The following is a 21,775-nucleotide window of genomic DNA, read 5'->3' as shown; positions in this document are numbered from 1 at the left end:
TGGCGCGCTACAGCATCACCACCCGACAACGCAAAAGCCCCGCAATCGCGGGGCTTTCTGTTGGTAGCGAGGGGATCAGCTGATCAGGCGGCGCCATCGAAGACATGCGCCTTGCCGTGGACGCTGATCCGTACGATCGCGCCCACCATTGGCGCGTCGACGAAGGACCGGCGCAGGACGAGCGGGTGGTTGCCGATGACGGCGGCGTCGGGCGGGTCGAGGCTGTTGAGTACGCGCAGTGCGACCGTGCTTACCGAGCCGGCGAACTCCGCCTCGACGACCTCGCCGAACACCACATTGGGCGGCGGATTGGCGACGTCTGCCCGCGACGCCGGCTCGAGGAAGACCTGCTCCGGGCGCAGCATGATGCGGGCGACGTCGCGCGGGCTCACACTGTCTGCGCCGATGTGGCCGATGGCGCATTCGGCGATGCTGCCAACAATCCGCGCCGGCAGGATGATGCTGTCGCCGAGGAACTCGGCGATCATCCGGTCCTTCGGGCGCAGATAGAGGTCGCGTGGCGCGCCGACCTGCGAGAAGGTGCCGTCGCGCATGACAGCGACCTGATCGGCGAAAGACAGGGCCTCGGCCTGGTCGTGGGTGACCAGGATCGTGGCGATGCCGGCCTGTTCGAGCAGTTCGGCGACAGCCTTGCGCATCGAGGCACGCAAGCCTGTGTCGAGCGCCGAGAACGGTTCGTCGAGCAGCATCAGGCGCGGCTTGCGCGCCATGGCGCGGGCGAGAGCCACGCGCTGCTGCTGGCCGCCGGAGAGCTGGTGCGGCCGGCGCCTGAGGATCGCCTTGTCAAGGCCGACGACATAGGCGAGCTCAGCGATGCGTTCGTCGCGCTGGTCCTCGTCGCGTTTCATGCCGAAGCCGATATTGTCGGCGATGCTGAGATGCGGAAACAGCGCACCGTCCTGCGCCACCACGCCGATACCGCGGCGATGGGCCGGTACCGCATCGCCATTGCCCGCGAGTTCGGTGCCATCGAGCACGATGCTGCCGGCATCCGGCGCCTCGAAACCGGCGATGAGACGTAGCAGCGTTGTCTTGCCGCAGCCGGAGGGGCCGACTATGGCGGTGCGGCTGCCGGCTGCGACGGCAAGCTCGATGCCGTCGACGGCTGTGACATTGCCATAGGCTTTACGCAGGCCGCGCAGTTCCAAGAAGCTCATCGGCCGGCCATCCGTCGCGACTGTACATAAAGCAGCCAGGTCAAGGGCAGCGACATCACCACCATGATCAGCGCGTAAGGGGCGGCTGCGGCATAATCGAGTTCGTTGCTCATCGCCCAGAAGGCCATGGCAAGCGTGCGCGTGCCGTTGGGCGCGAGCATCTGGGTGGCGGTGAGCTCGTTGGTGATGCCAAGCCCGACCAAGGCAACGCCTGCGGCAGCACCGGGCGCGGACAGGCGCACGGTCGTCGACCACAGCGCGCGCAGCGGGCTGCGGCCGAGGCTGCCGGCAGCCTGTTCGAGCTCGACCGGGGCCTGGGCGATGCTGGCGCGCAGCGATACCAGCGCGCGGGGCAGGAACATCAGCGCATAGGCGGCGAGAATGGTGACGACGGTCTGGTAGAGCGGCATGGCGACACGGACCGTGACGGTGACCAAAGCGAGCGCGATGACCACGCCGGGCAGCGAGCCGACGATGTAGTTGCAGCCCTCGAGCAGGCGTGGCAGCGGGCCGGGGCGGCGGATCGACAGCCATGCCATCGGAATGGCGATGGCAACGGTGAGCAGCGCGCCGCCAAGGGCCAGCATAAGCGTCTGCCACAGTGCCAGGCCGATGACATCGAGGTTCCAGACGCCGGTGCCGCCAGCGACAAGCCAGCGGCCGACGGTCAGGAATGGCACGCCGAGCGCCAGCAAGGCGGTGACGAGCGGCAAGGCGAGGCAAGGCCAAGTGGCACGGCCAAGGCTTGTGCGCACGGCCGTGCGCGCCGCACCCGAGCCGACGCGGGCATAGCGCTCGCCGCCGCGCAGCATGGCTTCGAGCGCCAAGAGCACGAGGCAGCAGACAACGAGCACGCCGGCCAGCATGTTGGCGGCAGGTCCGTTGAAAGTGGACTGGAACTGGTCGACGATCGCGGTGGTGAAGGTGTCGAAACGGATGAAGACATAGAGGCCATATTCGGCGAGCAGGTGCAGGCCGACGAGCAGCGAACCGCCCAGCACGGCGAGCTTGAGCTGGGGCAGGACGACCCGAAGGAAGACGCGCCAGGGCGTGTCGCCGAGCGATGCGGCAGCATCTTCCAGCGCGGGGTCGAGCCGGCGCAAGGTGGCTGCCACCGGCAGATAGATGAAGGGAAAATAGGCGATGACCGAGATCAGCACGCCGGCGAACAGCCCGTGTATGGACGGAAAAAGCGTGATCCAGGCATAGGAATGGACGAAGGCGGGAACGGCGAGCGGCGCCACCGACAGGCCCGACCAGAAACGAGCGCCGGGCAGGTCGCTGCGCTCGGTCAGCCAGGCCAACGCCACCGACAAAAGCACGGTGATCGGCACGACGAGGATGACCAGCGACAGCGTGTTGACCAGCAGTTCGCCGACGCGCGGCCGGAACACCAGCTGGGCAACGGATGTCCAGCCGGTCTGGATCGCGACCCAGATGATGAAGCCGAGCGGCAAAAGCGCAAACAGCGACACCAGCACCGCCGCGACCGCGATCCAGGATGTCGGCAGCAGGCGGGACCAGGCCGCGGCCAGGGTCGAGGTCGATGGCCGCGAAGGATGATACTCAGCCGACGAAGGCGTCACTCCATGCTCCGGTCAGGCATTTCGCCTTGCGGCGAGGAATAGGTGACCATCCGGTGAAGGAATTCCGCCGTCTTGGCAAGTCCTTCGGGCGCAAAAGCTCCCGCGACCGTATCGCGGGAGCCGGCTTGGCGAAGCGGCATTCAGAGCAGCCCGGCTGCCGTCATCAGCTCGGACACCTTATTGCTGTCGAGCTTTGAGGCCTCGACCTTCGGCGCCTGAAGGTCCTTGAGCGGGGTCAGGGCCGGATTGGAGTCGTCGCCGACGCCGATGGCATATTCGAACGAGGTGCCGGTCTTGAGGATGCCCTGGCCAGTCTTGCCGGTGATCCACTTCAGGAAGGCCTGGGCTTCCTTGGGGTGCTTGCTCGAAGCGAGGACACCACCGCCAGAGATGCTCACAAAGGCGCCCGGGTCCTGGTTCTTGAACAGGTGCAGCGAGACGTTCTTGCTGTTTTCGCCGGTCTTGGCCTGATCGCCGTAGTAGTAATAGTGGTAGATCACCGCACCCTCGACCTCGCCGGCATTGACCGCCTTCATGGCGGTGCTGTTGCCGCGATAGGCGGTGAAATTGGCCTTCATGCCCTTCAGCCATTCGGCGGTTGCGGCTTCGCCTTTGAGCTCGAGCAGCGCGCCGACGATGGCCTGGAAATCGGCACCCGAAGGCGAGGCGGCCCAGCGGCCCTTCCAGCTCGGGTCGGCGAGATCGATCAGCGATTTCGGCAGCTTGTCGGCGGTCAGCTTGGTCTTGTCGTAGGCAAAGACGGTGCTGCGTGCGGCGATGCCGGTCCAGTGGCCGTTGGCGGGACGGAATTCCTCGGGCACCTGGGCCAGCGTGTCGGCATCGACAGGCGCGAACAGCCCGGCATTGTCGACCAGCGCCATGGCCGGCGAGTTCTCGGTCAGGAAGACGTCGGCTGGCGACAGCTTGCCTTCGGCGACGATCTGGTTGCCGAACTCGGTGTCGCTGCCCTTGCGGATCGTCACCTTGATGCCGGTTTCTTTGGTGAAGGCTTCGGCCCACTCGTTGGTCAGGCTTTCGTGCTGGGCGTTGTAGACGACGATGCCGTCGGCATCCTGCGCCAGGGCGGACGAGGCGTAGAGGGCCGTCAGCAAGGCGGCGCTGGTCAATGCGAAATGGGGGGACTTCACGGAGGCACTCCTTGGAAGCTGAAGGTGCGTGCTGGGGCCAGGCAGGCGGCAGCGATACCTGAGTAGCGTAGTCAACATGGCTATGTCGACGCCAAAGGGAGTGGGGACGTGGAGGCGGCGGTGATGCCAGGGGGATCAAACACGAGTTTTCGTCGTCGCGAAAACGCTGCTGGAATGTGTTGGGGAGACTCCGACCGTCGACAGGCCAGATCTTTCATGAACATGCCCTGCATGTTGGGACGATGCCATGTTGATCGCGAATGAAGGTGGATCGAAAATCTGCCGGAAAGATCCGCTTCTATTCGATGTTCCTTGGCAAGTTGTCCACGTACAGCGCCGTGCGGCCTGCCGATCAAGATAATCGAGCCTCACAGGTGACCCAGTTCCAACGGGTCACGATTGCATTACCCCAGGCGATTTTCTTTTGGCCCAGACGATTTGCTGGCTAGGCGCGGCGATCCCCGAGGATCATTTCGGCGGCCTTCTCGGCGATCATGATGACGGGCGAGTTGGTGTTGCCGGAAACGATCGTCGGCATGATCGAGGCATCGACGACACGCAGGCCATCGAGGCCGTGCACGCGCAGGCGGTCGTCGACCACGGACATGGTGTCCGACCCCATCTTGCAGGTGCCGACGGGGTGGAAGATCGTCGTGCCGATGTCGCCGGCCTTGCGGATGAGGTCGGCGTCGCTGTCGTATTGGGTTCCGGGCAGCATTTCCTCAGGTGCAAAGCGCGCGACGGCCTTGGCCTTCATCAGCCGTCGGACATGGCGCAGCGAGGCGATGGCGGTGTTGCGGTCGCCGTCGGTGGAGAGATAGTTTGGCCTGATCTTCGCCGCCTCGCGCGCATCTGATGACGCCATGTGCACGGTGCCACGGCTTTCGGGACGCAGGTTGCAGACCGACACGGTGACGGCGGGAAAGCGGTGCAGCGGCTCGCCGAGCCGGTCGGTGCTGAGCGGCTGGACGTGATATTCGAGGTCAGGCGTTTGAAGACGCGGATCGCTCTTGGCGAAGATGCCGAGCTGGCTCGGCGCCATCGACAGCGGGCCGCTGCGCTTCACCGCATATTCGATGCCCATCGCGGCGCGGCTGAGCAAATTGTGGTAGCGCTGGTTGAGCGTCGCTGCACCCGTCACCTTGAACACAGTGCGGATCTGCAGATGATCCTGCAGGTTTTCGCCGACGCCTGACAGCGCATGGCGGACCTTGATGCCGAGGCGTGAAAGCAGCTCCGGCTGGCCGATGCCCGACAGTTCGAGAATCTTCGGCGAGTTGATGGCGCCGGCGGCGAGGATGGTCTGGCCTGCCTTGACCCGATGCAGTTGCCCGTCCTTGCGGAAGACAAGGCCGGTGACGCGGCGGCCGTCGAATTCGAGCCGTTCAGTCTCGGCGCCGGTGACGACACGCAGGTTGCTGCGGTCGGCGATGCCGCGGAGGAAGGCCTTGGAGGTGTTCCAGCGCACGCCGCCACGCTGGTTGACCTCGAAGTAGCCGGAGCCTTCATTGGTGCCGGTGTTGAAATCGTCGGTGCGCGGGATGCCGAGTTCCTCGGCGGCGTCGCGGAAGGCGTCGAGGATGGGCCAGGACAGGCGCTGTTTTTCGATGCGCCATTCACCGCCCGCACCATGCATAGTGCTGCTGCCGCCGTGATAATCTTCCGACTTCAGGAAATAGGGCAGCACGTCATCCCAGCCCCAGCCGACATTGCCGGCCTGGCGCCAGCCGTCATAATCGGCGGCCTGGCCGCGCATGTAGATCATGCCGTTGATCGACGAGCAGCCGCCCAGCACCTTGCCCCGGGGGTAGTTGAGGCTGCGGCCGTTGAGACCAACTTCCGGCTCGGTCTTCATCAGCCAGTCGGTGCGCGGATTGCCCATGCAGTAGAGGTAGCCAATCGGGATGTTGACCCAGTGATAGCGGTCGGAACCACCGGCTTCGAGCAAAAGCACGCGGTTGCGGGGATCGGCGGAGAGCCGGTTGGCAAGCACGCAACCAGCGGAGCCTGCGCCGACGATGACGTAGTCGTAGTCGCCAAATGAGGAGGATGCTTCGGTCACGATTGCGCCTGCCCGGATGCCTGCTCGGTGGCGATGCGCTGCCAGATCGGGGTCATCGCCTGGTTAATCTCGCCATACAGTCGATAGCGCCTGGAATAGACAGGGGCAATCGCGCCATTGGGCGTATAGTGGCGGGCGGCCGAGGTCATCGCTGCCGCGCCTTCACTGTAGTCGGCGAATAGGCCGACGCCGGTGCCGGCGGCAATGGCGGCGCCCAGCGCGCCGGTCTCGCGGCTGCGCGCCACGGTAACGGGAACGCCGAGCACGTCGGCGAAAATCTGCGGCCAGACAGCACTGCGCGAGCCGCCGCCCGAAAGTGTGACCTCGTCGAAGACCGCACCCGCCTTGCGCAAGGTCTCGACATGGCGCTTGTGCTCGAAGGCGACGCCCTCGAACAGCGCGCGCAGCATATGAGCGCGCGTGTGCCAGCCGGCGACGCCGTAGAAGCCGGCGCGGGCGTGGCCGTTCTGCTGCGAGCCATAGAGGAAGGGGTGGTAGATCGGGATGTCGCCATCGGGATCGACCGACGCGACGAGCTCACTGCACAGTTCGAACGGCGAAGCGTCGCCGTCATGGCCATGCTCGAGGAACTCGCGGACGATCCATTCGAGATTGGCGGCTGACGTCGCGCTCGATTCGATTGCCAGATAGCGCCTGGGGTCGAAGGTCGAGAGCATGAAGATCGAGGGATCGCGGATCGGCTCGTCCGTGATGACCTGGTTGATGCTCCAGGTGCCGGCGATGATCGAAGCGGCACCTGTGCGGGTGACGCCCGAGCCGACGGCGCTGGCGACGACATCGAACAGGCCGGCCACCACAGGCGTGCCGGCGCGCAGGCCGGTCAAGGCCGCGACCTCCGGCGTGATGTTGCCGGCGATCTCGGCCGATTCCAGAACCGGCGGCAAAAGGTCCATGCATTCGCCCAGCCCGTAGGCGGCCAAGAGGTCTTGATCGTAGCGGCGGCCGGGCAATTGTAGCAGGCCGCAGCCCGACATGTCTGAGGTGTCGGTGGAGCGTGCGCCGGTCAGCCGGTTGACGACAAAATCCTTGCACAGGAACACGGTGCCGATGCGGCTGAAAAGCTCCGGCGCATGGCGCTTGATCCAGGCGAGCAGGGTCGGCGTCTGCGCCGCCCATGGCTTTTGCAGGCAATGGACATAGGTGCGGTCGCCGACATTCTGTTCGGCCCATTCGTCGACGATGCCTATGGCGCGCGTGTCGAGCGACTGGATGCCGATCAGCGGAGCGCCGTCGCGGTCGAGCGCGTAGAGCCCGTTGCCGTGGCCGGCGCAGCCGATGGCGACGATGTCACCGGCATCGATGCCGGCCAGGTCGATACACTGGCCGATGACGTCGACAGCGTTGCGCCAGAGCTCGTTGAGGTCACGCTCGACATGGCCAGGCTTGGGCATGCAGGAGCGGCCGTCGCGGGCGGCGAGCGCGAGCTCGCGTCCTGAGGCGTCGAAGATGATGGCCTTGATGACGGTGTTGCCCGCATCGAGGCCGAGAATGTACTTGCCCATTGGCTCCTCCCGATGCCGCTGCTTCAGGCCTGCTTGTACAGGTCGAAGGCCGTGGCACCATCCGCGCCATCGTGGATGATCGCCATCAGGCCGCGCACGACGGCGCTCGGATTGGCATGCTGGTAGATATTGCGGCCATAGACCATCCCCATAGCACCTTGCGCCATCAATGCGGCCGACTTGTCGAACACGTCGCGCAGGTCTTCCTTGCCGCCACCACGGACCAGAACCGGGCAGCGTGCCGCCTCGACGACGCGGTGGAAGTCGTTGGGATCGGTGGTCGGGTCGGCCTTGATGATATCGGCGCCCATCTCGCGGGCGAGGCGTGTCAGCGTCACGATCTTCTCGGCATCGCCGTCGACCATGTAGCCGCCGCTCTGGTCGACCGGCAGCATGGCCAGTGGCTCGATCATCAGCGGCAGGCCGAATTTCTCGCAGTCGGCGCGGACGCGCGCGATGTTCTGTACACACTGGCGGAACAGGTCGGGCTCGTCGGGCAGCATGAACAGATTGACCACGACGCAGGCCGCATCCATCTCGATGGCGCCAAGCAGCGGCTCGGCCTCGTTCTGCAGCACCGCCCACATCGCCCGGTGGCGGATCTTGTTGTAGGGGTTGCCCATGTCGATGCGCATGACGAGCGCCGGCTTGTCCTTGCCCGGCACCGCCTGCAGCAGGTCGGCCTGGCCGTAGTTCATCTGGATCGCGTCGGGCCGGGCCTTGACCAACTGGCCGACAACGCTTGCCATGTCCTCGAGCCCGTTGAGGAAACTCGGTTCGTTGCAGACGCCGTGATCGATGGCGACGTCGAGGCAGCGGCCACCGCCGAACAGCCTGTTCATGCGGACTTTGTGGTTCACGCGCATAGGGCGCTCCTTTTGTCGTTCGTCTGGGAGAGATCGGAAAGGTCGATGCCGTGCTGGTGGGCGAGCAAGGCGAGGAAGGCGCTGCGCTCGGCGGCGGCCTCGGCAGCATTCCAGCCCTTGTGGTCGGCCAGGATGGCGAGCACGGCGTCGATAAGTGCAAGGCTGAGGCCACCCGAAATGGCGATTGTGGTGCGGCGCAGGAAGATGTCGGCGAGGCATTCGACCTGCTCGCTCTCGACGATCAGGCGAATTTCGCCGGTCGAGTAGGTCGATCCTGCCAGCATCGAGTCGGAAGCGAGATCGGCTGCGAAATCCACCGCCGAAGTGCCGTAGCGCTCGAGCAAGGCACGCGCGCGTTCGACGGTTAGGCCGTGCTTGGTCGCCAGATCCGTGCACCATGCATCTGGGGCGATCGGGAAGTCACGACCGCCGCCAATGGCGAGGTCTTCGGTGCCGGTGCGCCGTGTCAGGCCGAGGCGTTCGAGCGCCATGTCTGCGGCCATCTCGCCAAAGGAGCGGAAGGTCGTCCATTTGCCGCCGATCATGCACAAGGTCGCCGGCAGATCGCCTGTGGCCTCGATAAATTCGCAGAAATGGTCGCGCGGGATGCGTCCTGTGAAGCTGTCATCGCTGGCGGGCAGGGGCCGTACGCCGGCGAAGCGGAAGACGATGTCCTCGTCGGCGATCGCGATCGTCGGGAACACGAAGGCGAGCGATTGCAGGATGTAGCTGCGTTCGTCATCCTCGCAACGGACCTGGTCGGGATCGTCGACGCGGATGTCGGTCGAGCCGATCAGCACCTTGCCGAGATAGGGAAACAGGATGCAGATGCGCCCGTCCTCGTTCTCGTAATAGACCATGTGGCCGCCAAGCGCGTCATGCAGCTCGGCATTGTCGACGATCAGGTGCGAGCCCTTGGTGCCGCCCATCATGCGGGGTGCGGCGGCGCCAATGGCCTTGTTGGTCAGGTCGATCCAGCCGCCGGTGGCGTTGATGATCAGCTTCGGGCGGACCGGCAGCGTTTCGCCGGTCAGGGTGTCCGTGAGGGCCAGGCCGTCTTCGGTGGACCTGATCGCAGCATAGTTCAGCGCTCGCGCCGACGGTCCGGCCGCCATGGCGTCGAACAGCATTTCCAGGCCGAGACGCTCGGGGCGGCTGACCCAGGCGTCGTAATAGGTGGCGGAGCTGCGGATATCGGGATTGATATCAGGCCATGCCTTGAGCGTTTCGGCGCGTCCCCGGAAGCGGTGCTTCGGCATCAATCGCCGTGCTGCGGTGAAGAGGTCGTACATGGTCAGCCCGGCCTTGATCACCAGCGCGCCACGGCGGCTCGGTCGCCGTGTCAGGCCGAGGAAGCGGACCGCGCCATTGGCGATGCCGGAGAAGGTGTCGAAGATCGGCACCGTCGTCGGCAGCGGCGCGACGTAGTGCGGCGCGTTCTTGAGCAGCCGGTCGCGCTCGACCAGCGATTCCCGCACCAGCTTGAACTCGCCGTTTTCGAGATAGCGAAGCCCGCCATGCACCATGCGCGACAGGGCGGCACTGGCGCCGGAGCAATAGTCGCCCTTGTCGGCAAGCACGACGTCGACGCCTTGCAGGGCGAGTTCGCGGAACACCGAGATGCCGTTGATGCCGCCGCCTATCACGAGCACGGCAATATCGGGCCGCTCTCGCAGAGCGGCGAGTGTGTCGTTGCGGTTCATGTGGGCTGTGCCTTTTCGCTCAGGCATCCATGGAGGTGAGATGCGTGGCGATTGCCGTGTCGATGATTGCCAGTTCGTCGGCGCCAAGCGTGATCTCGCCGGCCCGCGCATTGTCGAGCGCCTGCTCGGCAGTGCGCGCGCCGCACAGGCCGAAAGTGATGCCGGGCTGCGCCAGCGTCCAGGCGATGACGATCTGGGCCATCGACGCCTTGTGCTGCTCGGCGATCGGGGCGATGGCCTGCTTGAGGTTCGCGACCTTTTGCCGGTTGGCCGCCGAGAAGCGCGGATTGCCCTTGCGCTGGTCGTCGCCGCTGAATTCGCGCGACGGGTCGATGACACCTGTCAGCAGGCCGAGCGCCAGCGATGAGTAGCTCAGCGTCGCGACGTCGTTGCGGCGGGTGATCGGCAACAGGCTCGTCTCGATCTCGCGATCGATCATCGAATAGCGTTCCTGGATCGCGTCGATCTGACCGGCGGCGACATAGTGCTCGAGGTCCTCGGCGCTGACATTGGAAGCGCCGATGGCGCGGATCTTGCCCGATGCCTTGAGCTTTTCAAGCGCCGCCATGGTGTCGGCGATGGGCGTCGTCGGGTCCTGCCAGTGGGTGATGTAGAGGTCGATATAGTCGGTGCCGAGGCGGCTGAGGCTCTGCTCGATCTCATGGGCGATGCCGTCGGCGCCGAGATAGCGGTGCACCGGCTTGCCGTCCTGGTCGAAGAAGTGGTTGCCCTTGCCGGAATGCCAGTTGAGCCCGCATTTGGTGGCGATCACCACCTTGTCACGCTTGCCTTTGATCGCCTTGCCGACGATCTCCTCGCTGCGGCCGAGGCCGTAGGCAGGTGCTGTGTCGATCAGGCTGATACCGGCGTCGATGGAGGCTTCAATGGCGCGGATGGAGGCCTGCTCGTCGGTGCCACCCCACATCCAGCCGCCGATCGCCCAGGTGCCGAGGCCGACGGCTGAGGCGGAGACGCCGGAGCGGCCGATGGGGCGTTGGATCTGTCGGGAGCTCATGCTGCCTCCTGTTCGGCAAGGTCGAGAATCTGGAGGCTTGTCGCCTCGTCGGTGACGATGGTGTCGAGATGATTGCCGCGCATGGCGCTGAGGATCGGGGCCGCCTTGCTCGGGCCGCTGGCGATGCCGATCGAACGCGGGATGGTGGCGAATTCGTCCAGTGTCAGCGACACCAGCGAACGGTTGAGTGCGTAGCCGCAAAGCTTGCCGCGACTGTCGATCAGGTGGGCGAGCAACTCGCCCGACGCGCCCGACTGCTGGATGGCCTGCCGGTCGGCGCTCGATGACGGGTGCAGGTCGTAATAGCTGGAATCGTCGCTCAGGATCGAGCCGATGCCGACAACGGCGACATCGGCTTCGCGCGCCTTGCGGAAGACGTCGGCGACCGAGCGCACGCCCATCAGCATTTCGCGCTGCTCCGGCGTGTCGGCAAACAGCGGCGCATGGACCTGGTAGGCGCGGCCGCCGAGCTTGTCGGCCATCAGCGACGCCACGTGGTTGACGTCGGTGTAGTGCTTGCCCTGGACGAGACCCGTGGCCGGGATGACCTCGACATCGTAGCTGCGGCCAGGCTTGAGGCCGGCAACGAGCGCGCTGACGCCCTTGCCGCCGGTGATCGAGATGGTGTCGCCGTCCTTGATGGTGTCGAGCAGCAGGCGGGCCGCCGCTTCGCCGACGCGCTGCAGGGCTGTCTGCGGATTGTCCGATACCGATGGCACGACGACGGCCCGTTCGATGCCGCCGAGCGCGACAAGGCGTGCCTCGATGTCGACGAGGTGGTCGATCGGCGACTTGATCTTGATCTCGACGAGGCCAAGCTGGTGGCCACGCTTGATCAGACGGTTGACGGTGGCATGCGAGATGCCGAGTTCCCGAGCGATCTCCGCTTGGGTCTTGCCTTCGACATAGTGGAGCACAAGCGCCTGGTGCATCTGGCGGACGGTCGAGATGTCGTCGCGGGTGTTGGGAGGAGCCATGATGTTGTCTTGCCTAATACTCAGGACTTCTTGCGGTGCAGGAAGTGGTCGATGGAGACGGCGGCCAGAAGGATGCAGCCCTTGATCATGTCCTGCCAGTAGACCGAGACATCGAGCAGGATCAGCGAGCTGGTGACCACCGAGAGCAGAGCCATGCCGAGGATGGCGCCGAAGATGGTGCCCGAGCCGCCATTGAGCGAGGCGCCGCCGATCACGGCTGCTGCGATGATGTTGAGCTCCATGCCAGCGCCGAAGGTGGGCGTCGCGGCACCGAAGCGTGCCATGTAGATGACGCCGGCAAGGCCTGCGAGGGTCGAGCACAGCACCGTCACCCAGAACTTCACCTGTTTGGTCTTGATGCCCGAGAACTGCGCCGCCTTCTCGTTGGAGCCGGTGTAGAACACCTTGCGGAAGGCAGTGGCGCGGCGCAGCAGGAAGTCGAAGATCGCAACGACGACGACGAAGATAATGATGACATAGGGCAGGCCGTGGAAGCTGCCCTGGCCGATTGCCTTGAATTCCGGCGGCAGCGAAAACAGCGACAGCGGCGTGCCCTTGGTGATGACCAGGCACAGGCCGCGGACAATGACCATCGCCGCAAGCGAGGTGATGAAGTGGTTGAGCCCGACCACGGTGACGAAGAAGCCCATGGCGGCGCCGATCAAGGCGCTGACGCCGATGCCGATCAGGCTTGCGGTCCATGGGTCGAGCCCGGCAAGGAACAGCGCGCCCGAGACCACCATCGAGAAGCAGACCACCGAGCCGACCGACAGGTCGATGCCGCCGACGATCAACAGGATCGTCATGCCGACGACGACGATGCCCTCGATCGAGAAGCTCATCAGCATGGCGCGGAAGTTGCCCCATGTCAGGAAGTGCGGCGAGGCGAAGCTCATGGCGATGCACAGCGCCAGGATGATGACGATCAGGCCGGCCTCGCGCATCGAGGCGAGGCGGGCGAAGTTGATGCGCCTGGTGTCGGGTGCCTTGATCTCGGCGTGCATCACGGTTTCTCCGGCTTCCCTAGGCGACATTTTGAGCCTGCTTTTCTTGATTTGAAGAGGTCTGGACGCCCGAGGCGAGCATGATGATGGCTTCCTCGCCGAGTTCGTCGGCGCCGAGCTCACCGGCGATACGGCCTTCGCGCACCACCATGACGCGGTCGCACAGGCCGATCAGCTCCGGCAGTTCCGAGGAGATGACGACGATGCCGACGCCCTTGCCCGCAAGCTGGCGCAGCAGGCGGTGGATCTCGACCTTGGCGCCGACATCGATGCCGCGCGTCGGCTCGTCCATGATGATGACCTTGGGATCGATCGACAGCTGCTTGGCGATCGCTACCTTCTGCTGGTTGCCGCCGCTCAGCGTCGACACCCTGGCGTCGATGCCGGCCATGCGCACGCCGAGGCGCTTGGTCAGGTCGGCAGCCTGGCGGTCCTCGGCCTTGCGATCGAGCAGCCCAAGCGAACCGGTCAGCTTGCTGAGGTCGAGCGCCGAGACGTTCGCCGCGATCGGCATGTCGAGAAACACACCCGAGCCCTTGCGGTCCTCGGAGAGGTAGACGAGGCCTGCCTTGACGGCGTCGCTATAGCTGGTGATGCGCAGGCTCTGGCCGTCGAGTGCGATGGTGCCAGATGCCACCGGCCTCAGGCCGCAGATGCTCTGGGCGATCTCGCTGCGGCCGGCGCCGATCAGGCCGCCGATGCCAAGGATCTCGCCGGCACGGAGCTCGAGATTGACGCCGCTGAAGCGGTCGCCGTCCGAGAGGCCTTCGACCGACAGCAGCCTGCGGCCGGGTTCCTGCGGCGCCAGCTTGTCGGGATAGAGCTGGGTGATCTCGCGGCCGACCATCTTGCGCACGACGTCGTCGGGCGAGCTTTGGGCGATCGGGTCGGTGGCGACGTAATGGCCGTCACGGAAGACGGTGACGCGGTCGCACAGCGAGAAAATCTCGGCCATGCGATGGCTGATATAGACCACCGAAATGCCGCGATCCTTGAGGCCACGCACGATCGAAAACAGCCTTTGCGCTTCGCTCTCGGTCAGTGCCGCGGTCGGTTCGTCGAGCATCAGCACCTTGCAGTCGAGCGTCAGCGCCTTGGCGATCTCGACGAGCTGCTGGTTGGAAATGGAGAGGTCGGCGACCTTGGTGCGCACCGGAATGGGCGCGAGCAGGTCCATCACCTTCTGCGCGTCGGCATAGAGCTTCTGGAAATTCATCAGCGGCGCGCGACGGGCGTTGATGGCGGCCATGTAGATGTTCTCGGCCACCGTCGCGTCCTGGCACAGCGCGATCTCCTGGTGGACGAGTGCTACGCCGAGACGCTGGGCTGCTGCTGGCGAGGGGATCGAAACAGCCTTGCCGTCGATGACGATTTCGCCATGGTCGGGCTGCAGTACGCCGGCGATCATGTTCATCAGCGTCGACTTGCCGGCGCCGTTTTCGCCGCACAGCGCATGGATCTCGCCGCGCCTGAGCTCGAACTGCACGTCGCTGAGCGCCTTTACCGGCCCGAATGCCTTGGACAGGCCGCGTATTTCAAGAATGGGCGTCTCAGTCACGCCATGCTCCTGCGATGGGCGCCACGAAGGGGAAGGGGACCAAGGCCCCCTTCCGGGTTTTCTGCCGCGAGCGGCAAGGGACGAGCTTATTCCTCGATGCCCTTGGTGCCGCGACGCTTGAGATACTTGTCCCAATAGAAGTCGTCGGCGTTTTCGGCGGTGACGATCGAGAAGCCGTTGTCGACGAAGGGCACGCTCATGCCGTTGGCGCCTGACCGCTTCGTGTCGTTCATCGGGTCGATCAGGTTGGGGTGCGCGGCCAGCCACAGCAGCATGAAGCCCATGTAGCCCTGCATACCCTGGTTCGGGTTGACCGAACCGTAGATCTCGCCGGCCTTGATCATGTCGAGGATCTTGGCGTTGACGTCGGCGAGCATGACCTTGATCTTGCCGCCGCCTTCCTTGGCCGCCTGGGCCGCACCGATCGCCGAGTTGGCTTCCGGCATGAACACGGCGCCGAGGTCGGGATGCGCCTGGGCCAGGCTGAGCACCGCCTGATAGGCCTTGGTCGGGTCCTGGTTCGAGGCAGCGCGACCGACGAGCTTCATGTCGGGCCACTTGGCTTCCATGCGGGCGATGAAGGCCGAGATGCGCTTGTCGTGGTTGTCCTGGCCGGGGTTTTCCAGCACGGCATACTCGCCCTTGCCGTCCATCGCCTTGGCAACGGCGTCAGCGGCGTAGGTGCCTTCGGCCAGGTTGTCCGAAGTGATGAACGAGGTACGCTTGGAGTTGGGCGAGTCGGCCGCGAAGGTGACGACTGCGGTGCCCTGCTCGATGGCACGGTTGATCGGCTCGATGAACGGGTCGGAGTTCATCGGATGCACCAGGATGCCGGCCGGCTTCTGGGCGAGCGCCTGATCGAAAGTGGCGATCTGCTTGTTGACGTCGTATTCGGGCGTGCCGGTGTATTCCGTCTCGCAGCCGAACTGTTGGCCGGCCTGCTTGAACATCTCGTAGACCGGGAACCAGTATTCGACGCCCGAGACCATGACGTTCATGACGTATTTCTCACCCGGCTCGCACTTGAACGGGTTGGCGGTTTCGGCAAGCGCCTGGGTCGAAGCCAAACAGGTCGACGCAGCCGCCGCGATTGCGAGCGTGCTCAAAAATTTGCGCAAGTTTCCTCCCTTGGCCGAAGCCATCCTCAATGACCGTCGCGGCCGCCCGAGGCGCCGCTATGTGGATTGATTGCCGCCGGACTTCCTCCCGAAAGCCGACGGTCTGGAGATTACAGCTCACCCAGCATATGTCAATAAAATTCATATACTGAAATATATTTCAGATCAAGCCCGGCGATTCTGGATTTGCGCCGGGGCTGGTCGGGTCTCTGTGGTCGCCTCAAGCTAGACCTTTGTGCCGGCGTGCTGCCATGGCCAACCTTGGCGGATGAGATTTTTCCACTTGCTAATCCAATTAGAAAATATCACCTTCACCATGTGATGCATCAGTTGCAAAATCCAAGACATCAAAGTCTGGCTGATCGCTCAATGGAGAGGGTTCTTATGTTTGCCGTCAATCGTCGCGGATTTGTTGTCGCAGCCCTTGCGGCTGGCCTTCTTGCCGGTGCCGCCGGCGGTGCGCTGGCTCAGGACAAGCCGAAGATCGAATTCCTCTATTCGCCCTTCGCCGACTACGCGCCGTTTTTCCTAGCCGAAGATCTCGGCTATTTCGACGAGTACGGCGTCGACGTGACCCTGTCGCCGAAGAGCGGCACCGCCGAGACGATCCAGATGCTGGCCTCGGGCAACGTCCAGGCGGGTGCTGCGACCTGGGGTGCCGGGCTGTTCAACTCGATCAATGCGGGTGCCACCGTCGCCATCGTCGCGACCTCGGCCAAGATGCCCAACACCGTGCCGTCGCCGTCGCCCTTCATGGTCTCGCAGAAGGCCTGGGATGAGGGCATCAAGACCGTCGCCGATCTCAAGGGCAAACGCGTCGGCATTCCGGGGCCTGGCGGCTTCGGCATGTATTCGGTCGCCAAGGCGCTTGAGAAGGGCGGGCTGACCGTCGATGACGTCGAGGCGATCTACCTGCCGCCGCCCGCGACCGCAGCTGCCTTTGCCAATGGCGGCCTCGAGGCCGGCTGGAGCATCGAACCCTTCGCCCTGCAGCTCGAGCGCGAGGGCTTGGGCCGTCGCCTTGTCGAGGACCATACCTTCGGCACCGAGCTTGGCTTCATCGCCTTCAACAAGGAGTTCGTCCAGCAGCATGAGGGTGCCGTCGTCAATTTCCTCGCCGCCTATCTCAAGGCCGCGCGTCAGCTCGACAATGGCGGCTGGAAGGACGAGAAGGTGCTCGACATCGTCGCCCGCTACACCGGTACCGAAAAGTCGCTGCTGCAGGGCATTGCCTACACCATACGTTCGGAAGACGGGTCGATCGACCTGAACTCCGTGCGCGAGCAGGAGGCGTTCTTCCGCAAGCGCGGCGACCTCGAATACAAGGGCGATGTCGACATCTCCTCGGTCTATCGCAGCGACCTGCTGAAGCGCGCCAACGAACTGGCGGACAAGAAGTGACCCAGGCCGCGTTGCCGCAAGGGGCGGGTACGATGAGCGAAACAGCGATCGAGGTGCGCAACCTCACCAAGGCCTTCTATGACGCCGACAGCGACCGCACCACTGTCGCTGCCTACGAGGTCGAGTTCGAGGTCAAGCGCGGCGAATTCGTCTGCATCGTCGGTCCCAGCGGCTGCGGCAAGACGACGGTGCTGCGCATCCTTGCCGGGCTTGAAAGCAAGCTCGGCGGCAGCACCGACATGCGGAGCGCAAACCCTCCCGCGATGGTGTTCCAGGAGGCATCCGTGCTGCCCTGGCTCACCGTGCGCGAGAATGTCGGCTTTCCGCTCAGCCTGAAGGGTGTTTCCGCCGAAAAGCGGCGGGCGCGCGTCGACGAACTGCTCGAATTGACGGGCCTGACCGACTTCGCCGATGCGCTGCCGCATCGGCTTTCCGGCGGCATGAAGCAGCGCGTCTCAGTGGCGCGCGCGCTTGTCGACGATCGCGAGATCCTGTTGATGGACGAGCCTTTTGGCGCGCTCGACGAGCAGACGCGGCTGGTGCTGCAGCAGGAGTTGCTGCGCATCTGGGAGACGACCGGCAAGACCGTGGTCTTCATCACCCACAGCGTCGATGAGGCGCTGACGCTGGCCGACCGGGTGCTGGTGATGTCGCCACGCCCCGGCACCATCATCGCCGATCTCACTGTCCCCTTCGACAGGCCGCGCGACGTCGTCGAGATGCGCCGCGACAAGCGTTTCTGGGACCTTACCTATGAGGTCTGGCGCCTGTTGGCCTCAACCTCGCCGGAGCACAGGGCATGAGCCTCGTCACCGCAAAACTGACTGAAGAACAGATCCGCCAGCTCAAGGTTCCGGCCCAGCGCGAGCGGCTGTTCCGCACCATCTCCTATTTCAGCCCGATCCTGTTGCTGCTGCTGTGGGAGATCGCCTCACAGCTCAACGTCATCGACCGGCGCTTCTTCCCGCCGCCCAGTGCCATTGCCGGCACCGCCTGGCAGATGGTCGTCAGCCTGGAGATCTTCGACCATATCGGCGCCACGCTGCGCCGTGTCTCGGTCGGTTATGTCATGGGCGCCATTCCGGGCATCCTGCTCGGGTTGGTGCTTGGCCTGTCGCAGCCGGCGCGGCGCGTGCTCGGGCCGATCTTCGCCGCACTCTATCCCGTGCCGAAGATCGCCATCTTGCCGCTGATCCTGTTGATCTTCGGCGTCGGTGACGCCTCGAAATTCGTCGTCATTGCCATCGGTGTGTTCTTCCTGTTGCTCTACAACACCATGGGCGGGGTGATGCAGACGCCGCAGATTTATCTCGACGTTGCCAAGAACGCAGGTGCCACGCGCTTCCAGACCTTCTTCCGCATTGCGCTGCCCTCGGCGCTGCCCAACATCTTCACCGGGCTCCGGCTGGCGGCGGGATCGTCCTACATCATCATCGCGGCGGCCGAATTCCTCGGCGCGCGCAGCGGCGTCGGCTTCTTCATCTGGGCGTCGTGGCAGACATTCGCGGTGTCGCGCATGTTCGTCGGCATCGTGGTGATCTCGGCCCTGGGCTATCTCACCATTCTCGCGCTTGAGGCGCTGGAGCGGCGTTTCGTGCCCTGGGCAAAGCATTGAGGGGCTGAGGAGCACAAGCTCATGATCGTCGAAGCCGACCCCACCACCCACGCACCGGTTTCGGAGCGCATCTACCTGGCGCTCCGCCAGGAGATCATGCGCTGCGAGATCGTGCCGGGGACGACGCTCGACGCGGCCTCCATCGCCAGCAAGTACGAGGTGTCAAAGACGCCGGTGCGCGATGCCATGCAGAGGCTCGCCGCCGACGGGCTGGTGACGATCCTGCCGCGCAGCGGCTATCGCGTCGCGCCCATCACCTTCCAGGCTGTCCACGACATCCTCGACATGCGCGCCGCGATCGGGCCGCATGCCGCCAGGCAGGCAGCACGCTACGCCACGCCGGCGGAAATCGCGCTGCTGCGCCAGATCGTCCGGGAGTATGCCGAGCCGATGGACATCGGCACCATGCAGCAGGTGGCGCGGCGCTTTCACCTCGCCATTGCCCGCTGCAGCCGCAACAAGCGCGTCGTCACCCTTTCGGAGACCCTGTTCGACGAGCTCGAGCGCCTGCTGCGCTTTGCCATCGATTTCACCGTCAAGGCAGGCGAGCATTCCGACGAGCACACCGCACTCGTCGATGCGATCGCAGCCGGTGACGGCGAGCGGGCGGCGGCGATCGAATTCGCCCATATCAAGCACTCCAGGGAATTTCTGATCGAGCGCCTGATGACGCTGGGCTACCTGTCGGCAAGTGAGATCCAGCTTGGCGCAGCGCGGAGCCCAGCTGAATGATTACTATCCTTGATGCGGTTGGTCGGCTCTCGGCTGCACTTGGCGGCAGTCCGGCGGCGAAGCTCGCGGCGTCGGCGCTGGTCGAGGCCGATGCGCTCGGCCTGCCGCGCTTCGGCATCGCCATGCTCGATGAATGGACAGCTGATGCTGCGCCCGTACCGGCCCGTGATGGGTCGCAGGCGATAGGCTGGCTCGACTGCACCTCCTGCTTTGCGCCGCTGGCGGTCGCCAGCGCCACACGCGACCTGGCCGAGACTGCCGGGCAGTTCGGCGTTGCCGCCGTCTTCCTGCGCGGCGTCAGGGGTTTTGGCCGGCTCGCGCCCTTCGTGCGCCATCTCGCCGATGCCGGTCTGCTGGGCATCGCCGGCGCCGAGGGCCCGCCCTTCGTCGCGCCACATGGCGGCACCCGTCCGGTGATCGGCACCAATCCGCTGGCGCTTGCCGTGGGGCAGGGCTCGAACCGCGTCGTCATCGACGTCGCCACCAGCACGGCGACCATGGCCGATATCCGCAACGCCCGCGTTTCCGGCGCGCCCTTGCCCGACGGAATCGCGCTCGACGGCGAAGGACGGCCGACCAGCATTGCATCAGAGGTTGCAGCGCTGCTGCCGCGCGGCGGCCAGATCGGCTCGTTGCTCGGCCTCGTGGTCGAGCTCATGGCTGGCGTCGCCGGCGGGGGCCGGGGCGATCCGAAAGGCCGGGGCGTGTTCCTCCTCGCCGTGGATCCCGCCCGTGCGGGAGAAGATGTCGACTGGCAGGCAAAGCTCGCGGGGTTAAAGGGCGACTGGACTGATGGTGGCGGTCACTGGCCGCGTGGCGGCAGCCTGTCACCCGAGACCGAGCTGGACGGTGATTTCGCCCAACGGCTCGACACCTATCTCGACCGTATGACCGGCCAGCCAGGCCGATGACCACGCCGGCCACACAGTTGCAGAGTTTGTAAGCCAGATGACCACAAAGCCCGCTTCGGCCCCCGTATTTTCCATCGATGCCGTCGACGGCCTGATCGACGAGCCGCGCCAGATCGTCGTTTCCGGTCTCGTGCCCGACGAGCTTGTCGCCATCTCCGCCCGCACCGAGCGGGCGCGCGGTGTGACCTGGATGAGCCAGGCGACCTTCATGGCTGACGCTGAGGGCGTGGTCGACCTGACCCGCGACGCGCCCGTCGGGGGCGACTACGCCGAAGTCGCGGCCATGGGCCTGATCTGGAGCCAGCAGCCGGTCGACAGCACCAGCGCCGAGTTGTTTGCCGACGACGTCATGCAACCCATGGCGACGACGCTGACGGCCGAAACCGCCGCTGGTGCCCGAGCTGAGGCTAAACTTTTGCAGGGTTTTGCCGCGCCGGGAGTGGAGCGTCGGGAGGTCCGGGAGGAAGGGCTGGTCGGCACGCTGTTCATGCCGGCCGGGCCAGGCCCGCATCCTGTCGTGGTGGTGCTCAACGGTTCCGGCGGCGGCATCAACGAACCGCGCGCGGCCTTGCTTGCTTCCCGTGGCTACCAGGCCTTTGCGCTCGGCTATTTCAAGGCGCCCGGCCTGTCGCCCTTCATCACCGAGACGCCGCTCGAATATCTCGAGACCGGCCTGCGCTGGGCGCGGCGGGTGTTGCAGCCCAAGGACGACTTCGTGGCGGTCAGCGGCCAGTCGCGCGGCGGCGAGCTGGCGCTGCTACTCGGCGCCACCTTCCCGGAGCTGGTCTCTGCCGTCATCGCCTTCGTGCCCGGTGCCATGGTCCATGGCGCACAGGGGGCCGGCGATCCGGCGCGTGGCGGCTGGCAAGGCACGACCTGGACAAGGGGCGGCGTGCCGCTGCCGCATCTGTGGCAGGACAATGCCGCCGTGCACTGGCATCCTTGGACCGGCGAGGCCCCGCCCAGCCGGCACCATTCGGTCTTCTTCGAAGGGCTGAAGGATACCGAGCTTGCGGCGCGCGCGCGCATTCCGGTCGAAAACATCGCGGGCCCGGTGCTGCTGATTTCGGGCCGCGACGATCGCGCCTGGCCGTCCAGCCTCTATTCCCGCATGGTCGTCTCGGCGCTGCAAAAGCACGACCATGCGCATCTGGTCCGCCATCTCGACTTCGACGATGCCGGCCACGCCATCAACCTGCCGATCGTACCATCGACCCAGATCAGCCGGCTGCATCCGGTCTCGAAGGTTCCCTACACCAATGGCGGCACGCCCTCGGGCAATTCCAGGGCCGACACCGGTTCCTGGCATGGCATGCTCGCCTTTCTGGACGAGATCACCGGCACCGGCCGCCAGAATGCCCAAGCAAACAGCTGAATT

General features: G+C 65.1%; 18 protein-coding genes. 6 read left to right on the top strand and 12 right to left on the bottom strand.

The window, feature by feature from the left end; genetic code table 11:
- Positions 1–83: 83 nt before the first annotated feature.
- The 12 genes from ACSQ3E_RS05780 to ACSQ3E_RS05725 form a co-directional block, all read right to left on the bottom strand.
- The gene (locus ACSQ3E_RS05780) at positions 84–1,178 is read right to left on the bottom strand and encodes an ABC transporter ATP-binding protein (RefSeq protein WP_436121944.1); all 1,095 of its coding nucleotides are present in this window, start codon (positions 1,176–1,178) and stop codon (positions 84–86) included.
- Complete coding sequence (locus tag ACSQ3E_RS05775) at positions 1,175–2,713, bottom strand: ABC transporter permease (protein WP_436121981.1); 1,539 nt, start codon at positions 2,711–2,713, stop codon at positions 1,175–1,177. The genes ACSQ3E_RS05780 and ACSQ3E_RS05775 overlap by 4 nt, the downstream gene beginning before the upstream one ends.
- Positions 2,714–2,904: 191 nt before the next feature.
- A complete protein-coding gene (locus ACSQ3E_RS05770; protein WP_436121943.1) occupies positions 2,905–3,912 on the bottom strand; it encodes an iron ABC transporter substrate-binding protein in 1,008 nt (335 codons plus the stop codon).
- 445 nt (positions 3,913–4,357) lie between these two features.
- Positions 4,358–5,974, bottom strand: a complete 1,617-nt coding sequence (locus tag ACSQ3E_RS05765; RefSeq protein WP_436121942.1) for a GMC family oxidoreductase — start codon at positions 5,972–5,974, stop codon at positions 4,358–4,360.
- The gene (locus tag ACSQ3E_RS05760) at positions 5,971–7,497 is read right to left on the bottom strand and encodes an FGGY-family carbohydrate kinase (protein ID WP_436121941.1); all 1,527 of its coding nucleotides are present in this window, start codon (positions 7,495–7,497) and stop codon (positions 5,971–5,973) included. Before ACSQ3E_RS05760 ends, ACSQ3E_RS05765 begins: the two co-directional genes overlap by 4 nt.
- A gap of 23 nt (positions 7,498–7,520) precedes the next feature.
- Positions 7,521–8,363 carry a class I fructose-bisphosphate aldolase gene (locus ACSQ3E_RS05755; RefSeq protein WP_436121940.1) on the bottom strand — a complete coding sequence of 281 codons (843 nt, stop codon included), beginning with the start codon at positions 8,361–8,363 and terminating at the stop codon, positions 7,521–7,523.
- Positions 8,354–10,066: a glycerol-3-phosphate dehydrogenase/oxidase gene (locus ACSQ3E_RS05750; RefSeq protein WP_436121939.1), complete on the bottom strand. Its 1,713-nt coding sequence runs from the start codon at positions 10,064–10,066 to the stop codon at positions 8,354–8,356. The genes ACSQ3E_RS05755 and ACSQ3E_RS05750 overlap by 10 nt, the downstream gene beginning before the upstream one ends.
- A gap of 19 nt (positions 10,067–10,085) precedes the next feature.
- Positions 10,086–11,081 carry an aldo/keto reductase gene (locus tag ACSQ3E_RS05745; protein WP_436121938.1) on the bottom strand — a complete coding sequence of 332 codons (996 nt, stop codon included), beginning with the start codon at positions 11,079–11,081 and terminating at the stop codon, positions 10,086–10,088.
- On the bottom strand, positions 11,078–12,058 hold the full coding sequence (locus tag ACSQ3E_RS05740) for a sugar-binding transcriptional regulator (RefSeq protein ID WP_310322765.1): 981 nt from the start codon (positions 12,056–12,058) through the stop codon (positions 11,078–11,080). Before ACSQ3E_RS05740 ends, ACSQ3E_RS05745 begins: the two co-directional genes overlap by 4 nt.
- 20 nt (positions 12,059–12,078) lie before the next feature.
- Positions 12,079–13,062: an ABC transporter permease gene (locus ACSQ3E_RS05735; protein ID WP_436121937.1), complete on the bottom strand. Its 984-nt coding sequence runs from the start codon at positions 13,060–13,062 to the stop codon at positions 12,079–12,081.
- 19 nt (positions 13,063–13,081) lie between these two features.
- Positions 13,082–14,620, bottom strand: a complete 1,539-nt coding sequence (locus ACSQ3E_RS05730; protein ID WP_436121936.1) for a sugar ABC transporter ATP-binding protein — start codon at positions 14,618–14,620, stop codon at positions 13,082–13,084.
- An 86-nt stretch (positions 14,621–14,706) separates the two neighbouring features.
- Complete coding sequence (locus ACSQ3E_RS05725) at positions 14,707–15,738, bottom strand: substrate-binding domain-containing protein (RefSeq protein WP_067966154.1); 1,032 nt, start codon at positions 15,736–15,738, stop codon at positions 14,707–14,709.
- A 384-nt stretch (positions 15,739–16,122) separates the two neighbouring features.
- Here ACSQ3E_RS05725 and ACSQ3E_RS05720 point away from each other — a divergent pair, with 384 nt between their 5' ends.
- The 6 genes from ACSQ3E_RS05720 to ACSQ3E_RS05695 are packed head-to-tail and all read left to right on the top strand — an operon-like array spanning position 16,123 to position 21,772.
- Positions 16,123–17,139: an ABC transporter substrate-binding protein gene (locus tag ACSQ3E_RS05720; RefSeq protein WP_310322756.1), complete on the top strand. Its 1,017-nt coding sequence runs from the start codon at positions 16,123–16,125 to the stop codon at positions 17,137–17,139.
- A 32-nt stretch (positions 17,140–17,171) separates the two neighbouring features.
- Positions 17,172–17,942, top strand: a complete 771-nt coding sequence (locus ACSQ3E_RS05715; protein WP_436121935.1) for an ABC transporter ATP-binding protein — start codon at positions 17,172–17,174, stop codon at positions 17,940–17,942.
- Complete coding sequence (locus ACSQ3E_RS05710; RefSeq protein WP_436121934.1) at positions 17,939–18,754, top strand: ABC transporter permease; 816 nt, start codon at positions 17,939–17,941, stop codon at positions 18,752–18,754. The genes ACSQ3E_RS05715 and ACSQ3E_RS05710 overlap by 4 nt, the downstream gene beginning before the upstream one ends.
- 21 nt (positions 18,755–18,775) lie before the next feature.
- A complete protein-coding gene (locus tag ACSQ3E_RS05705) occupies positions 18,776–19,486 on the top strand; it encodes a GntR family transcriptional regulator (RefSeq protein WP_436121933.1) in 711 nt (236 codons plus the stop codon).
- The gene (locus ACSQ3E_RS05700; RefSeq protein ID WP_436121932.1) at positions 19,483–20,397 is read left to right on the top strand and encodes an Ldh family oxidoreductase; all 915 of its coding nucleotides are present in this window, start codon (positions 19,483–19,485) and stop codon (positions 20,395–20,397) included. The genes ACSQ3E_RS05705 and ACSQ3E_RS05700 overlap by 4 nt, the downstream gene beginning before the upstream one ends.
- A gap of 37 nt (positions 20,398–20,434) precedes the next feature.
- Positions 20,435–21,772 (top strand): acyl-CoA thioesterase/BAAT N-terminal domain-containing protein, encoded by a 1,338-nt coding sequence (locus ACSQ3E_RS05695; protein ID WP_436121931.1) that lies wholly within the window; start codon positions 20,435–20,437, stop codon positions 21,770–21,772.
- Positions 21,773–21,775 lie beyond the last annotated feature (3 nt).

This window comes from Aminobacter sp. LjRoot7, assembly GCF_964252895.1.
Lineage (GTDB): Bacteria > Pseudomonadota > Alphaproteobacteria > Rhizobiales > Rhizobiaceae > Aminobacter > Aminobacter aminovorans_B.
This window is presented reverse-complemented; position numbering and strand designations above follow the sequence as displayed.

What these genes read in the sequence shown, in the direction of transcription:
- ACSQ3E_RS05715 (WP_436121935.1), top strand. Translation starts at nt 17,172, where the DNA reads ATGAGCGAAACAGCGATCGAGGTGCGCAACCTCACCAAGGCCTTCTAT.
- ACSQ3E_RS05695 (WP_436121931.1), top strand. Translation starts at nt 20,435, where the DNA reads ATGACCACAAAGCCCGCTTCGGCCCCCGTATTTTCCATCGATGCCGTC.
- ACSQ3E_RS05750 (WP_436121939.1), bottom strand. Translation starts at nt 10,066, where the DNA reads ATGAACCGCAACGACACACTCGCCGCTCTGCGAGAGCGGCCCGATATT.
- ACSQ3E_RS05735 (WP_436121937.1), bottom strand. Translation starts at nt 13,062, where the DNA reads ATGCACGCCGAGATCAAGGCACCCGACACCAGGCGCATCAACTTCGCC.
- ACSQ3E_RS05705 (WP_436121933.1), top strand. Translation starts at nt 18,776, where the DNA reads ATGATCGTCGAAGCCGACCCCACCACCCACGCACCGGTTTCGGAGCGC.
- ACSQ3E_RS05745 (WP_436121938.1), bottom strand. Translation starts at nt 11,081, where the DNA reads ATGAGCTCCCGACAGATCCAACGCCCCATCGGCCGCTCCGGCGTCTCC.
- ACSQ3E_RS05710 (WP_436121934.1), top strand. Translation starts at nt 17,939, where the DNA reads ATGAGCCTCGTCACCGCAAAACTGACTGAAGAACAGATCCGCCAGCTC.
- ACSQ3E_RS05780 (WP_436121944.1), bottom strand. Translation starts at nt 1,178, where the DNA reads ATGAGCTTCTTGGAACTGCGCGGCCTGCGTAAAGCCTATGGCAATGTC.
- ACSQ3E_RS05755 (WP_436121940.1), bottom strand. Translation starts at nt 8,363, where the DNA reads ATGCGCGTGAACCACAAAGTCCGCATGAACAGGCTGTTCGGCGGTGGC.
- ACSQ3E_RS05720 (WP_310322756.1), top strand. Translation starts at nt 16,123, where the DNA reads ATGTTTGCCGTCAATCGTCGCGGATTTGTTGTCGCAGCCCTTGCGGCT.
- ACSQ3E_RS05760 (WP_436121941.1), bottom strand. Translation starts at nt 7,497, where the DNA reads ATGGGCAAGTACATTCTCGGCCTCGATGCGGGCAACACCGTCATCAAG.
- ACSQ3E_RS05740 (WP_310322765.1), bottom strand. Translation starts at nt 12,058, where the DNA reads ATGGCTCCTCCCAACACCCGCGACGACATCTCGACCGTCCGCCAGATG.
- ACSQ3E_RS05700 (WP_436121932.1), top strand. Translation starts at nt 19,483, where the DNA reads ATGATTACTATCCTTGATGCGGTTGGTCGGCTCTCGGCTGCACTTGGC.